This is a genomic window from Flavobacterium tagetis, assembly GCF_016735615.1.
Lineage (GTDB): Bacteria > Bacteroidota > Bacteroidia > Flavobacteriales > Flavobacteriaceae > Flavobacterium > Flavobacterium tagetis.
Genome location: NZ_JAERSF010000002.1, coordinates 1,338,254 through 1,352,782, shown reverse-complemented (window position 1 = coordinate 1,352,782; position 14,529 = coordinate 1,338,254). Strand labels below are relative to the sequence as shown.

The 14,529-nt window shown below is 32.5% G+C and carries 13 protein-coding genes; 7 read left to right on the top strand and 6 right to left on the bottom strand.

Features of this window, described 5'->3' with window-relative positions; all coding sequences use genetic code 11:
- Positions 1-4: 4 nt before the first annotated feature.
- The 3 genes from JI750_RS13265 to JI750_RS13255 are packed head-to-tail and all read right to left on the bottom strand — an operon-like array spanning position 5 to position 3,698.
- Positions 5-1,393: a bifunctional UDP-3-O-[3-hydroxymyristoyl] N-acetylglucosamine deacetylase/3-hydroxyacyl-ACP dehydratase gene (locus JI750_RS13265; protein ID WP_202002610.1), complete on the bottom strand. Its 1,389-nt coding sequence runs from the start codon at positions 1,391-1,393 to the stop codon at positions 5-7.
- Entirely contained in the window at positions 1,386-2,429 is a 1,044-nt protein-coding gene (gene lpxD / locus JI750_RS13260; protein ID WP_202002607.1) for a UDP-3-O-(3-hydroxymyristoyl)glucosamine N-acyltransferase, read from the bottom strand. The genes JI750_RS13265 and lpxD overlap by 8 nt, the downstream gene beginning before the upstream one ends.
- A 39-nt stretch (positions 2,430-2,468) precedes the next feature.
- Entirely contained in the window at positions 2,469-3,698 is a 1,230-nt protein-coding gene (locus JI750_RS13255) for an HD domain-containing protein (RefSeq protein ID WP_202002603.1), read from the bottom strand.
- A 223-nt stretch (positions 3,699-3,921) separates the two neighbouring features.
- On the opposite strand from JI750_RS13255, the gene porX reads away from it, so the two are divergent.
- The 5 genes from porX to JI750_RS13230 all read left to right on the top strand — a co-directional run bounded on the left by porX (position 3,922) and on the right by JI750_RS13230 (position 8,548).
- A complete protein-coding gene (porX, locus tag JI750_RS13250; RefSeq protein ID WP_202002600.1) occupies positions 3,922-5,475 on the top strand; it encodes a T9SS response regulator signal transducer PorX in 1,554 nt (517 codons plus the stop codon).
- Between the two features lie 177 nt (positions 5,476-5,652).
- Positions 5,653-6,060, top strand: coding sequence for a tRNA (adenosine(37)-N6)-threonylcarbamoyltransferase complex ATPase subunit type 1 TsaE (gene tsaE, locus JI750_RS13245; protein ID WP_202002597.1), 408 nt, complete (start codon positions 5,653-5,655; stop codon positions 6,058-6,060).
- A gap of 4 nt (positions 6,061-6,064) precedes the next feature.
- Positions 6,065-6,838, top strand: coding sequence for a DUF4262 domain-containing protein (locus tag JI750_RS13240; protein ID WP_202002586.1), 774 nt, complete (start codon positions 6,065-6,067; stop codon positions 6,836-6,838).
- 99 nt (positions 6,839-6,937) lie between these two features.
- Complete coding sequence (locus tag JI750_RS13235) at positions 6,938-8,137, top strand: alanine dehydrogenase (protein WP_008464031.1); 1,200 nt, start codon at positions 6,938-6,940, stop codon at positions 8,135-8,137.
- Between the two features lie 36 nt (positions 8,138-8,173).
- Complete coding sequence (locus JI750_RS13230; protein ID WP_111424863.1) at positions 8,174-8,548, top strand: DUF4258 domain-containing protein; 375 nt, start codon at positions 8,174-8,176, stop codon at positions 8,546-8,548.
- Positions 8,549-8,678: 130 nt separating this feature from the next.
- Here the strand turns inward: JI750_RS13230 and JI750_RS13225 are convergent, their stop codons facing one another.
- Entirely contained in the window at positions 8,679-9,344 is a 666-nt protein-coding gene (locus JI750_RS13225) for a uracil-DNA glycosylase (protein WP_202002583.1), read from the bottom strand.
- 118 nt (positions 9,345-9,462) lie between these two features.
- Between JI750_RS13225 and JI750_RS13220 the strand changes: the two genes are divergently transcribed.
- Together JI750_RS13220 and JI750_RS13215 are read left to right on the top strand one after the other, a co-directional pair.
- Positions 9,463-11,628 carry an endonuclease MutS2 gene (locus JI750_RS13220; RefSeq protein WP_202002581.1) on the top strand — a complete coding sequence of 722 codons (2,166 nt, stop codon included), beginning with the start codon at positions 9,463-9,465 and terminating at the stop codon, positions 11,626-11,628.
- Positions 11,629-11,911: 283 nt separating this feature from the next.
- Positions 11,912-12,325: a thiol-disulfide oxidoreductase DCC family protein gene (locus tag JI750_RS13215; RefSeq protein ID WP_202002579.1), complete on the top strand. Its 414-nt coding sequence runs from the start codon at positions 11,912-11,914 to the stop codon at positions 12,323-12,325.
- A 227-nt stretch (positions 12,326-12,552) separates the two neighbouring features.
- On the opposite strand, the gene ettA is transcribed toward JI750_RS13215, so the two are convergent.
- Complete coding sequence (gene ettA, locus JI750_RS13210; protein ID WP_202002577.1) at positions 12,553-14,244, bottom strand: energy-dependent translational throttle protein EttA; 1,692 nt, start codon at positions 14,242-14,244, stop codon at positions 12,553-12,555.
- Positions 14,245-14,292: 48 nt separating this feature from the next.
- Entirely contained in the window at positions 14,293-14,475 is a 183-nt protein-coding gene (locus tag JI750_RS13205; RefSeq protein ID WP_008464023.1) for a CAL67264 family membrane protein, read from the bottom strand.
- Positions 14,476-14,529 lie beyond the last annotated feature (54 nt).

Below are 14,529 nucleotides of genomic sequence, written 5' to 3'. Positions count from 1 at the left end.
TTTATTATTGTTTTCTTGCTATTTGTGCCATTAATTCTGCTTCAGTAACTAATTTACCATTTGCATAAGCGTTTGCTTGCATATGACAAATTCCTCTTCTGATAGGAGATATTAACTCACATTTAAAGATTAAAGTATCACCTGGCAATACTTTGTGTTTAAATTTAACATTATCAATTTTCATGAAGTATGTCAAATAATTTTCAGGATCTGGAACAGTACTTAATACTAAAATTCCGCCTGTTTGTGCCATTGCCTCTACAATTAATACACCTGGCATAACTGGAGCCTCTGGGAAGTGACCAACAAAGAAATTCTCATTCATAGTAACATTTTTCAATCCTACTACATGACGATCAGACATTTCAATAATTCTATCAATCAACAAGAATGGTGGTCTATGAGGCAGCATAGACATGATCTTATGAATATCCATCAATGGTTCTTGATGTAAATCATATGTAGGAACATGATTTCTTTGCTCTATTTTGATGATTTTTGCCAATTTCTTTGCAAATTGAGTATTTACAAAGTGCCCTGGTTTATTAGCAATAATTTTTCCTTGAATACGAACTCCAATTAAAGACAAATCTCCAATTACATCAAGCAGTTTGTGTCTTGCTGCTTCGTTTGGATAATGCAAAGTAAGGTTATCTAAAACGCCATTTGGCTTAACAGAAATCTCGTCTTTACCAAATGCTTTCTTTAAATTCTCCATTGTAGACTCAGAGATTTCTTTATCTACGTAAACAATTGCATTATTTAAATCTCCACCTTTAATAAGTCCGTGCTCTAACAATGACTCTAATTCGTGAAGGAAACTAAATGTTCTAGAACTTGCAATTTCAGATTTAAAATCTGACAAACTTTTAAGAGTAGCGTTTTGAGTACCTAAAACTTTTGTACCAAAATCCACCATTGTTGTAACCTGATATTCGTCGCTAGGCATAACAAGGATTTCGCTTCCTGTAGCTTCGTCTGTAAAAGAAATTACTTCTTTTACTACGTAAACATTACGTTGCGCATCTTGTTCTTCGATTCCAGCTTTTTCAATCGCTTCAACAAAATATTTTGATGAACCATCCATAATAGGAAGTTCAGAGGCATTCAATTCAATAATAATGTTATCCAAATCGCAGCCAACTACTGCAGCTAAAACGTGTTCTGGTGTTTGAATTTTTACTCCTAACTTCTCAAGATTTGTTCCTCTTTGAGTATTAACAACATAATTAGCATCAGCCTCAATGACTGGTTGACCTTGCAAATCTACTCTTACAAAAGTGAAACCATTATTAACGGGTGCAGGTTTAAAAGTCATTGTAACTTCTTTTCCAGTGTGTAAACCAACTCCTGTTAGCGAAATTTCATTTTTGATGGTCTTCTGTTTAACCATTATTTCCATTTTTTGGGTTTATTATTTGTTTTTTTAATTCTTCAACTTCAGCCACAATTTTAGGCAGATTCTTAAAATGAACATACGATTTGTTAAAATCTGTATATCCAAGAGATGGCGTTCCTTGCAGAACTTCATCATCTTTAATGTTTCTGGCTACACCCGACTGCGCTTGAAGCCTAACATTATTTCCTATTGTTAAATGACCTGCAATACCTACTTGTCCTCCAATCATACAATTTTCGCCAATTTTTGTAGAACCTGCTACACCACTTTGAGCAGCTATCACAGTATTTTTACCTATTTCTACATTATGTGCAATCTGAATCTGATTGTCTAATTTAACTCCTTTTCTAATTATAGTAGAACCAAGAGTTGCTCTATCAATTGTAGTATTAGCACCAATATCTACATTATCTTCAATGATAACATTTCCAATCTGAGGCACTTTGCTGTATTCTCCATTTTCATTTGGAGCAAAACCAAAACCGTCTGCACCTATAATAACGCCAGAATGAACCGTGCAATTATTACCAATTACAGTTTCAGAATAGATTTTTGCACCAGCAAAAATGAATACATTATCGCCAATAACAACATTATCACCAATAAAACTATTTGGGTAAATTTTTACATTATTACCTAAAACCACATTTTGTCCAATATAACTAAAACTACCTAAATATAGATTCTCTCCATATTTAGTTCCTTCAGACATAAAAGACTGAGGTTCGATACCGTTTTTGTTTAATTTTACCTGATTATAAAAATGTAAAAGTTTAGAAAACGCTGCATAAGCATCTTCTACCTTAATAAGTGTAGTACTAATTTCTTGTTCGGGAACAAAGCTATCATTAACAATTGTTACTGTCGCTTTTGTAGTATATATATAATTGATATACTTTGGGTTAGCCAAAAAAGTAAGCGATCCTTCGTCGCCTTCTTCGATCTTAGAAAGCTTAGAAACTTCTGCATTGGGATTCCCAACAACTTCTCCTTCTAAAATTCCTGCTATTTGTTCTGCTGTAAATTTCATCGCGACAAAAATATAAAAAATAGGTTTTAAATGTTAATTTTATATAAGTTGTTTTGGAAAACAGATATAATATTTTGTTACCAATTTAGATAACGATTTCAAATTCAGCTGGTCAGAAGCTTCAACAACATCCTCAATTGTTTTATCTTTTTTCAAAATACGAATAGGTTCTGCTTCTTTGCTGTAAGCTTGGTTTTTAATTTTTCCTCTAAAAATAAAATATCCTGCATCTACAGCCGAAATTTGATGCGCTTCTGCAAACTCCTCTTTTAAAGATTGTGATTCTTCCATCGGAATTTTTTCCGCACTAAGCTTAATCTTTAACAAATCTCTGTTAATGATCATTTTGCTTAATGTAGAAAGTATAAAATCATTATGCTTCTGCCAAGCTTTTAGAGCACTTATAATGTCAAAATCATCTAACTGAGAGAACAAATCCAATTTCTCAGCATCAAAATCTTCCAGCGTAATTTTATTTTGCATGAAATACATTAGAGGTTCACTACAAGGTAGTTTAACACCTTTTAAAGTCAGCTCTTTTGCTCTTTTCAGCACTTTCATTAAGATTAATTCAGCAACTAAACTAGTTTTATGCAAATAAGCTTGCCAATACATTAATCTTCTGGAAAGCAGAAATTTTTCAACCGAATAAATTCCTTTTTCTTCGATTACTAAAACATCGTTTTCTACATTCATCATCTGAATCAATCGTTCAGAATTTACATTTCCTTCTGCAACACCTGTATAAAAACTATCTCGTTTTAAATAATCCATTCGATCCATATCCAATTGACTAGAAATCAATTGCAACATAAACTTCCTGTGATATTCTCCTTTAAAAACCTGAATCGCCAAACTTAACCTTCCATCAAACTCTTCATTCAGCTGATTCATAAATAGTAGCGAAATAGCTTCATGATGCACATCTTCAACAATACTTTTTTCCATCGCATGCGAAAATGGTCCATGTCCTATATCATGAAGCAAAATTGCTATCAAAAGTGCATTTTCTTCATCTTCAGAAATAACAACATCTTTAAAACGAAGCGTATCAATTGCCTTTTTCATCAAATGCATACATCCTAACGCATGATGAAAACGAGTGTGATTGGCTCCTGGGTAAACTAAATATGACAATCCCATTTGCGAGATTCGACGTAAACGTTGAAAATAAGGATGCTGAATTAAATCGTAAACCAACTCATTCGGAATCGTTATAAAACCATATATAGGATCGTTGAATATTTTTAATTTATTGATCTGAGTCACAGTCTGGTTATTTTTTAGGTCAACAAATATAAGTAAATAAGTATAAAGAGATTGGTGTTTTTTGTTTAAAAATCACAATCCAAATTGCAATGATTATCAATAAAATACATCTAAAAATGTTAAAATTCAAATTAAAATCATGTCTAAACTCTGGTAATTTTATACTATTTTTAATACTTTTTAAGTTCTATAACTTTAAATTGCAGTAAAATTAAATTGATTTATGGATAAGATAAAAATACTTTGGGTCGATGATGAAATCGATCTTTTAAAGCCTCACATATTATTTCTAGAAAAAAGGAATTACGAAGTTACTACTTGCAATAACGGACTTGATGCGATTGCGTTATTTGAAGAGGATAATTTCGATATTGTTTTTCTAGACGAAAACATGCCTGGAATGAGCGGATTGGAAACGCTTTCTGAAATGAAAGAGAAAAAATCAGCTATTCCGATGATCATGATCACCAAAAGTGAGGAAGAATATATTATGGAAGAAGCCATTGGTTCTAAAATCGCTGATTATTTGATTAAACCAGTTAATCCGAATCAGATTCTGTTGAGTTTGAAGAAAAATCTGGATGATTCGAGATTAATTACAGAAAAAACAACTTTAGATTATCAGAAAGAATTCCGAAAAATTTCTATGGAATTGGCGATGGTTAATTCTTATGAAGACTGGATCGAATTGTATAAAAAGTTGCTTTTTTGGGAACTAAAACTAGAAGATATCAACGACACAGCGATGATTGAAATTCTAGAATCTCAAAAAGTGGAAGCCAACTCACAATTCGGAAAATTTATCGAAAGAAATTACGAAGACTGGTTTGCCCCAAAAGCAGACAAACCTATACAATCTAACACTTTATTTAAAGAATTAGTAGTTCCAGAATTAAAAAAGAAAGACAAACCGATTCTTTTTGTTGTAATTGACAATCTTCGTTACGATCAATGGAAATCTTTTGAAAGCGTAATATCAAATTATTACAAGCTAGAAAAAGAAGTCCCTTACTATTCTATTCTTCCAACTGCTACACAATATGCTAGAAATTCGATTTTTTCTGGTTTAATGCCTTTAGAAATGGAAAAACAGTTTCCTGAATATTGGAAAAATGATGTAGAAGACGGAGGAAAAAACCTTTATGAAGCTGAATTTTTATCAGCTCAATTAAAAAGATTGGGTTTAAATATTAAGGAAGATTATTTTAAAATCACCAATTATGCTGGCGGAAAAAAACTGGCAGAAAACTTCAAAGCTTTAAAAGGAAATGATTTAGTGACCGTAGTTTACAACTTTGTTGACATGCTTTCTCACGCTAAAACTGAGATGGAAGTGGTAAAAGAATTGGCTTCTGACGACAAAGCTTACCGTTCTCTAACCCTAAGCTGGTTTAAAAATTCTCCTTTATTAGAAATTATTCAACAAGCACAACTTTTAGGTTTTAAACTGATTTTAACCACAGACCACGGAACAATTAATGTAAAAAATCCGTCGAAAGTTGTGGGAGATAAAAATACAAGTCTAAATTTGCGTTACAAAACTGGACGTAGTTTAACATACGAGCAAAAAGACGTTTATGTGGTAAAAGAGCCTAAAACAATTGGTTTGCCTGCAATAAACATGAGCAGTTCGTTTATTTTTGCCAAAAATGATTTTTTCTTGGCTTACGTAAACAACTACAATCATTATGTGAGTTATTACAAAAACACCTACCAGCACGGGGGAATTTCATTAGAAGAAATGATTATTCCGTTCTTGGTATTTAACCCAAAGTAAAAAAGTTTTCTGTCGCGGTTTTCAGTTTTCAGCAGTGAATACAATTAAATAAAAATAATTTTTGCCACAGATTTCACAGATTATCACTGATTAAAAATCCATTTTAATCTTTTAATCTGTGGCATTAAAAAATAATTCACGAAAATTTGTGAAATTCGTGGCAAAAATCAAATAACAATGAACATCGTTTTTTCATTAGATCAAATTCAAGAAGTTGCTGAACAAATTATTGCTTCAAACCCAAATAAAATCATTCTTTTTAATGGCGAAATGGGCGTTGGAAAAACCACACTAATCAAACAGTTATGCAAAAGCCTTGGAATTACTGACGCAACTAGTAGCCCTACTTTTTCTTTAGTAAACGAATATCAAATTCCAAACGGAAAAAAAGTCTATCATTTTGACTTTTACAGAATAAAACAAGAAACCGAAGCGCTAGATATGGGAGTTGATGATTACCTGTATTCTGGAAATTGGTGTTTTATTGAATGGTCTGAAAAAATTGCAAATTTGATTCCTGAAGAACATTCTACTATAAATATCGAATTGCTTTCTGACGGAAAAAGAGAATTAAAGCTGAATTAATATAATGTCAGAAAAACATAATCATAATTGTATTGATTTTGATGATTTAATGAATAACATTAAAATCAATATTGAAAAATACGGACTGCAAGTTATAATTATAGAAGCTACTGATTATCTACCTTCATTTGCTTACAGCATTGGACTTTGGCAAAAATACAATCACCCCGAAATTATTTGTTTTGGATTATCAACCTCTCTCTTGCATGAAATTATAAATGATATTGCCGAGATAGTCAAACAACAAAATGAAAAAATTATCGAAAAGAAAAATTACTCAAACATTTTTGAAGATAGCAGATCTGAATTCCTAAAAGTTCATCCTGAAAATATTCAAGACTATTTTGGCAGTGCGATTAATTACTACGGGAAAGAAGATTTTACCGCCTTGCAATTAGTTTGGACAGACCGAAATGATAAATTTCCTTGGGAGAAAGATTTCGAAAATGATTTTCTTTACAAGCAACCTTTATTAGACAGAAACATCGATTTCAAATTTAATGAACCTAAAAACCTTACTGCTTTCACAACTAGGCAATGGCTAGATAAAGAAAAACCAATCATTAGAGTTGTGCACGACGAAGATGGAGATTGGCAGTTTTTGACGGATGATGAAATTTCTACCGAAAATATCATCATTGTTGCTTTAGAACAATTAATACTAAAAGATAAAACACTGAATAAACTGTTTGACCTTAATTATGGAGAAGAAGCAGAAAGAAAATTCATTGGAGATATATGGATGAGAAATAAAATAGAACATGATAATGAAGAATAGTAAAACAACTTAACATTCCCATCTACAGTATTAGCACAATTTTTACATTAATTTTAAAACTTTTTACGTAATTTGTACTCTTAATTTTTTGCACTATCCATGTCAATCACGTTAACTCCATTTACAAAACAACAATTAATACCGCAGGAAGAAAAACTTGAGGTTGGTCGTTTTAAAAGAGAACTTTTTATAGGAATTCCTAAAGAAACAAGTTATCAAGAACGTCGTATCTGTCTTACGCCTGATGCAGTCGCTTCCTTAACTTATGAAGGGCATCGCGTTATGATCGAATCTGGCGCTGGAGAAAGTTCGAGTTATACAGACAAAGAATACGCCGATGCTGGTGCAGAAATTACAAAAGATACTAAGAGAGTTTTTGGTTGTCCGTTTCTATTAAAAGTAGAACCGCCAACTTTAACTGAAATCGAAATGATCAATCCAGAAACGGTTATTATTTCTGCTATTCAGCTAAAAACCAAAAAGAAAGAATACTTCGAAGCTTTAGCAAAAAAGAAAATCACTGCCTTAGCTTTTGAATATATAAAAGACGAAGATGGCTCTTATCCTGCTGTAAAATCTTTAAGTGAGATTGCCGGAACTGCCTCAATTTTAATAGCGGCCGAATTAATGATTACAAACGAATTCGGAAAAGGACTTTTATTCGGAAATATTACAGGCGTCCCTCCTACTGAAGTTGTAATTCTGGGTGCTGGAACTGTTGGGGAGTTTGCCGCAAAAACAGCAATCGGCTTAGGAGCAAACGTAAAAGTTTTTGATAATTCAATTACTAAGTTACGTCGCCTACAGAACAATTTAAATCAAAGAATTTTCACTTCAACCATACAGCAAAAAGGTTTATTAAAAGCATTGAGACGCTGTGATGTGGCGATTGGTGCCATGCGCGGTAAAGAACGCTGTCCGATTGTTGTGAATGAAACAATGGTTGAACACATGAAAAAAGGAGCCGTAATTGTTGATGTCAGCATTGATACAGGCGGTTGTTTTGAAACTTCAGAAGTTACTACTCATGAAAAGCCAACATTTATAAAAAACAATGTTCTGCATTACTGCGTACCAAATATACCTTCAAGATATTCTAAAACAGCTTCATTATCAATCAGCAACATCTTAACTCCTTATCTGCATCAGATAGCCGAAGATGGTGGTATCGAAAGCGCAATTCGATGCAACAAAGGCCTCAAAAACGGAATTTATCTTTATCACGGAATTTTAACAAATAAAGCCATTGGCGACTGGTTTGATCTTCCAGATAACGATATTAATTTACTTGTATTTTAAGGGAACTTTAATGTACCTTTGCAAAAATTTTATTTCATGAAGTTCGTACACCGTTTTGCATATTACCTGATTGGTCTCGTTATGGGATGTTTTATTGTATCAGGATTTTTTATCGGAAAAGATACCCGATGCAATTATTTTCCAAATGCCAGAGTTTTAAATAATCTTAGAACGAAACCATTCCAGTATTCCCCAAAAGCTGTTCAGACTTTAAACGAAAAGTGGGTCGATACAGCAGATATCAAAAATACCTTAACTTACGGAGACGTAGATTTTGACCAAAGCAATGTTCCATTCAAAAAAGGTAAACTTTATATCATTGAAGGAAAAACAGTAAAAAATCAAGAAATTATTCTGAAAGTGGTTAATTACGAAAACAAAGCCGTTTTAGAGGAAATCGTAAAAAAATAAAAAGAAACCCAATAACATTAAAACAGTTATTGGGTTTTCTTTTATGAAAAATATTTACCTAAATCACAAAGACACAAAGTTTTTCTCCTTTGTCGCTTTGCAACTCTGAACCTTTGTAACTTAAAAAAAATTACCATTCAATTTCTTTTAATCCTTTAGATTTCAGAAATTCATTTGTTTGGCTAAAATGCTTATTTCCAAACCAAAAACCTCTATTTGCGCTCAAAGGCGAAGGATGTCCAGATTTTAAAATATGATGTTTTGATGCATCGATCAAAGCTGCTTTCTTTTGAGCAAAACCGCCCCAAAGCAAGAAAACAACATTTTCTTTTTCAGCAGAAATTTGTTTAATCACAGCATCCGTAAATTTTTCCCAGCCTTTTCCTTGGTGGCTTCCTGCTTCAGATTGTCTAACGGTCAAAGTTGCGTTTAAAAGAAAAACACCTTGATCTGCCCAACGTTCCAAATTACCTGTATTTGGAATCGGAATATTAAAATCATCTTGAATTTCTTTAAATATATTTTGAAGAGATGGAGGAAAAGGAATTCCGTCATTCACAGAAAAACACAAACCATTTGCTTGATTAGGTCCGTGATAAGGATCTTGTCCAATGATAACAACTTTTACTTCATCGAAATGACAATGATCAAAAGCAGAAAAAATCTGGTTCCCTTTTGGGTAACAAACTTTTGTCGCGTATTCAGATTTTACAAATTCTATTAAATCGTTGAAATATGGTTTTTCGAATTCTTCATTCAAAACAGGTTTCCAAGAAGAATGCATTTTTACGTCCATAATTTTTTTTATGCGAATTTCAGAAATTAATACTACAAATCATATTTATACGAATATAAATTTCGATTTCAATCATAATGTTTTCGTACTTTTGTGATTGCTTTCATAAAGAAATTAAATGATCAGTATTACCGAAAAAACGTTACAAGACTTACAATTTCCAACCGTTCTCGAAACCATTTCTGATGGTTGCAATACCGATATTGGAAAAGAAAAGGCTTTACAAATAAAACCATTTAGAGGCAAAGAAGAATTAATGCAAGCTTTGATGCAGACATCTGAGTATGTATCTTCTTTCCAAAATAATAACGCCATTCCGAATCACGGATTTGACGCTATCACGCATGAAATTAAGTTTCTTGCCATCGAAGACAGTTTTCTGGAAGTTGGAAGTTTTAGAAAAATTGCTAATCTTTCTGCGACAACAAATATCTTATTGAATTTCCTTAAAAAGTTTGACGACTATTATCCAAACTTAAATACTAGGGCTTCAAGAGTAGAATTAACTAAAGATATTATCACTGCAATTGACGCTATTGTAGATAAATATGGAGAAATTAAGGACAATGCCTCTCCTGCTTTAGCCGGAATCAGACAAAATATGAACCTGGTTCGTGGAAAAGTAAACCAAAGTTTTGGTGTAGCTTTAACTCAATACAACAGCTTAGGGTATTTGGACGATATCAAAGAGAGTTTTGTGCAAAACCGTAGAGTTTTGGCAGTTTTAGCAATGTACCGTCGTAAAGTAAAAGGTTCTATTTTAGGAAGTTCCAAAACTGGAAGCATTGCCTATATCGAACCTGAAGCTACTTTAAAATATTCGAGAGAATTAGCGAATTTAGAATACGAAGAAAAAGAAGAAATTACGAGAATTTTAAAAAATCTATCGAATGTAATTCGTCCGTATCTTCCTTTATTAGTTGAATACCAAGACTTTTTAAGTGATATTGATGTGGTTGCAGGTAAAGCAAAATATGCAAATCGCATAAATGGAATCCTGCCAACAATTACAGAAGAAAGAAGATTATTCTTTAGAGAAGCATATCATCCGATTTTGTATTTGAACAACAAACAGAAAAAGGAAGTTACTTATCCACAAACCATTGAGCTAAAACAAGAAAACAGAATTATTGTAATCTCTGGTCCAAATGCCGGAGGAAAAACTATTTCCTTAAAAACAGTTGGATTATTACAATTAATGTTGCAATCAGGAATATTAATTCCTGTTCATGAAAGAAGCGAAACTTTCTTGTTCGATAGAATTTTAACTGACATTGGAGACAACCAATCTATTGAAAATCACTTAAGTACTTATTCATATCGTTTAAAAAACATGAATTACTTTTTGAAGAAATGTAATAGAAAAACTATGTTTTTGATTGATGAGTTTGGTACAGGTTCTGATCCTGAATTGGGTGGAGCTTTGGCTGAAATTTTCCTTGAAGAATTTTATCATCGTGAAGCTTTCGGAATTATCACAACGCATTATTCCAATTTAAAAATTTTGGCAAACGAATTGCCTTATGCAACAAATGCCAATATGATGTTTGATGAAAAGTCACTTGAACCAATGTACAAGTTGGCACTAGGTCAAGCCGGAAGTTCATTTACTTTTGAGGTTGCTCAAAAAAATGGTATTCCTTTCGGATTAATTAATCGTGCGAAAAAGAAAATTGAAGTTGGAAAAGTTCGTTTTGATAAAACAATTGCTACTCTTCAAAAAGAACGTTCGAAGTTGGAAAAAACTTCTTTGAATTTAAAAGAAGAAGAAACTCGTGCTCGTGAAGAAAGTAAAAAGATGGAAAACATCAATACTAAGATCCAGCAAAAATTGGAAAGTTATCAAGAATTATATGATAGCAATCAAAAGATAATTTACATTGGACAAAAAATTGATGATATTGCTGAGAAGTACTTCAACAACAAAAATAAAAAGGAACTTATTGGCGAATTTTTGAAAATTGTAGAGATTGAAAATTCCAAACGTAAAAAAGCAACTCCAAAAGAAGTTAAGGCAAAAGTTGAAAAACAAAAAGAAATCATTGCTGAAGTTCAGGTAAAAGTAGAAGAAATTCGAAAAGAGAAAAAAGAGAAGAAACTTAAACCCGTTATTGAAAAACCAAAACCAATTTTGAAAGTTGGCGATAGAGTAAGAATGCTCGACGGAAGATCTGTTGGAAGTATTGATTTAATCGAAAAAAATAAAGCAACGGTTAACTACGGAATTTTTACTTCGAAAGTAAGTTTAGATGAATTGGAATTGGTAGAAGCAGTTAAAAAGTAAAAATTTTCAGTCTCGGCGGCAGTTTTCAGTCTTTAAAACGGTTAAAATATCGAAAAATTAAAATAAAGCGATTTAAGAAACATTTTTACAAAATACAACAAAACAGATGTTTTATTTTTTAAAATTCATCTTAAGGGTTTTATTAAAGCTATTTTTGATTTTCAAAATCTATTAAAAATTACAATTCAATAAACAAAACAAATAAGCTCCGATTCAATTAATCCAAATTCACTTTTATGTTTTTCAAAACGTGAAATGTAAAATTTGAAATAAATACAATAAAATGGAAAGCCTTCCAGAAAATAAAAAAATAGTTCTTTTTGACGGAGTTTGCAATTTGTGCAGTTCTGCTGTGCAATACATTATAAACCATGACAAAAAAGACATTTTCAGATTTGTTGCATTGCAATCAGAATTGGGTATTTCAATCTGCAAACACTTAGGAATCAGCTTTTCTAAAATGGATAGTATTATTTTGTACGATCCAAAAACAGCTTATTTTTATAAGTCTTCTGCAGTAATTGAAATAGCTAAAAATTTTGGAGGCTTATGGAAGCTCATTTCAATTTTTAGAATTGTTCCCATTTTTATAAGTGATAGAATTTACGATTATGTTGCAAAAAATAGATACAATTGGTACGGCAAGAAAGAAAGCTGTATGATTCCGACTCCAGAGTTGAAAGCTAAGTTTTTGTAAAATTTCAAATTTTTAAATTCCAAATTCCAATTTATCGTAATCTTGTCATTTCGAGGTACGAGAAATCGCACAAGAGATTCCACATAGTATGTCAACATTTTTTGTTGAGTTACGTGTGTGATTTCTCGTACCTCGAAATGACAAAACTGGACAGAAAAATAAAACAAAAAATCCCAAATTCACAATAATTGGAATTTGAGATTTTTTATATTGAAAGTTCTAGATTCTTATCTAATTAACTTTCTGTATTTAATACGTTTTGGAGTTATATCACTGCCAAGACGTTTCTTTTTATTTTCTTCGTATTCAGTAAAACTTCCTTCAAAGAAATAAACTTCAGAATCTCCTTCAAATGCTAAAATGTGCGTACAGATTCTATCTAAGAACCACCTGTCGTGAGAAATAATTACAGCACAACCAGCAAAATTCTCCAAACCTTCTTCAAGTGCACGAAGTGTATTTACATCAAGGTCGTTTGTAGGCTCATCCAATAAAAGTACGTTTCCTTCTTCTTTCAAAGTCATTGCTAAGTGTAAACGGTTACGTTCTCCACCAGAAAGCATTGATACTTTTTTGTTTTGCTCACCGCCACCAAAATTGAAACGAGATAAGTAAGCTCTTGAGTTAACTTGCTTTCCTCCCATCATAATCAATTCCTGACCATCAGCAAAGTTTTCCCAAATAGATTTATTCGGATCAATGTTAGCGTGAGACTGATCTACATAAGCAATTTTTACTGTTTCACCAACTGTAAATTCACCACTATCAGTAGCTTGTTCGCCCATAATCATTTTGAAAATAGTAGATTTACCAGCCCCGTTTGGTCCGATAATTCCAACAATACCCGCTTGAGGCAAAGTAAAATTCAAATTGTCATATAATAATTTATCGCCAAAAGCTTTTGCAACATTTTTAGCTTCAATAACATTTGTACCTAAACGAGGACCATTTGGAATGTAGATTTCTAATTTCTCATCCAATTGTTTTTGGTCTTCATTCAATAATTTGTCGTAGTTCTGTAAACGAGCTTTTTGTTTTGTCTGGCGACCTTTTGCACCTTGACGAACCCACTCCAACTCACGCTCTAAAGTTTTTCTACGTTTTGAAGCTACTTTTTCTTCTTGAGCCAAACGGTTTGATTTTTGATCTAACCAAGAAGAATAGTTTCCTTTCCAAGGAATACCTTCTCCTCTATCCAACTCAAGAATCCATCCAGCAACGTTATCCAAGAAATAACGGTCGTGCGTTACTGCGATTACAGTTCCTGAATATTGCGCTAAGTGCTGCTCCAACCATAAAACTGACTCAGCATCAAGGTGGTTGGTAGGCTCATCTAATAACAATACATCTGGCTGTTGCAATAATAAACGGCATAATGCCACACGACGACGCTCACCTCCTGAAAGGTTTTTAATTGGCGTATCGCCTTCTGGCGTACGCAATGCATCCATTGCGATTTCTAATTTGGTATCGATTTCCCAAGCGCCAAGAGCATCAATTTTGTCTTGTAAAGCCGCTTGACGGTCCATCAACTTATCCATTTTATCTGGATCTGAATAATTTTCTTCAAGACCAAACAAATCATTAATTTGATTGTACTCTTCTAAAACCGCCATAGTCTCAGCTGCTCCTTCACGAACAATTTCGATTACAGTTTTAGAATCATCAAGAATTGGCTCTTGCTCCAAGTATCCTACTGTATAACCTGGTTGAAAAACTACATCACCTTGGTAGTTTTTATCAACTCCAGCAATAATTTTTAAAAGTGAAGATTTTCCAGAACCATTAAGACCTAAAATACCAATTTTTGCTCCGTAAAAGAAACTCAAATAGATATTTTTAAGAACTGGTTTGTCTGCTCCTTGATAGGTTTTACTCAATTTTTGCATTGAGAAAATTACTTTCTTATCGTCTGACATTTTTTATTTTTTTATTACAATTATTTACTTTTTCTAAATTTTAATCTTTTAAACTCTGCCTTTCAAAGCATTGAATACCCACGCATTTGCAAAAAAACCAACTCCAACAGCACCAAATCCCCAGCCTGAAACATCACTGTACCTAAAGATTCCAAGACCTATAAGCAACAATCCCATAAGTACCATTATTAAAGTAGCCCATCCTAAAATGGTATTTTTATTCATTCCCATAGTTTTATAAATATTTTAATGCAAGATTTTTAGAAAGGCAAATATCGTGAATTT

Bases quoted from the DNA above. Each gene is read 5' to 3' on its own strand.
- ettA (WP_202002577.1), bottom strand. From the start codon at position 14,244: ATGTCAGACGATAAGAAAGTAATTTTCTCAATGCAAAAATTGAGTAAA.
- JI750_RS13215 (WP_202002579.1), top strand. From the start codon at position 11,912: ATGGAAAGCCTTCCAGAAAATAAAAAAATAGTTCTTTTTGACGGAGTT.
- JI750_RS13225 (WP_202002583.1), bottom strand. From the start codon at position 9,344: ATGGACGTAAAAATGCATTCTTCTTGGAAACCTGTTTTGAATGAAGAA.
- lpxD (WP_202002607.1), bottom strand. From the start codon at position 2,429: ATGAAATTTACAGCAGAACAAATAGCAGGAATTTTAGAAGGAGAAGTT.
- JI750_RS13230 (WP_111424863.1), top strand. From the start codon at position 8,174: ATGAAGTTCGTACACCGTTTTGCATATTACCTGATTGGTCTCGTTATG.
- JI750_RS13235 (WP_008464031.1), top strand. From the start codon at position 6,938: ATGTCAATCACGTTAACTCCATTTACAAAACAACAATTAATACCGCAG.
- JI750_RS13265 (WP_202002610.1), bottom strand. From the start codon at position 1,393: ATGGTTAAACAGAAGACCATCAAAAATGAAATTTCGCTAACAGGAGTT.
- porX (WP_202002600.1), top strand. From the start codon at position 3,922: ATGGATAAGATAAAAATACTTTGGGTCGATGATGAAATCGATCTTTTA.
- JI750_RS13220 (WP_202002581.1), top strand. From the start codon at position 9,463: ATGATCAGTATTACCGAAAAAACGTTACAAGACTTACAATTTCCAACC.
- JI750_RS13240 (WP_202002586.1), top strand. From the start codon at position 6,065: ATGTCAGAAAAACATAATCATAATTGTATTGATTTTGATGATTTAATG.
- tsaE (WP_202002597.1), top strand. From the start codon at position 5,653: ATGAACATCGTTTTTTCATTAGATCAAATTCAAGAAGTTGCTGAACAA.
- JI750_RS13205 (WP_008464023.1), bottom strand. From the start codon at position 14,475: ATGGGAATGAATAAAAATACCATTTTAGGATGGGCTACTTTAATAATG.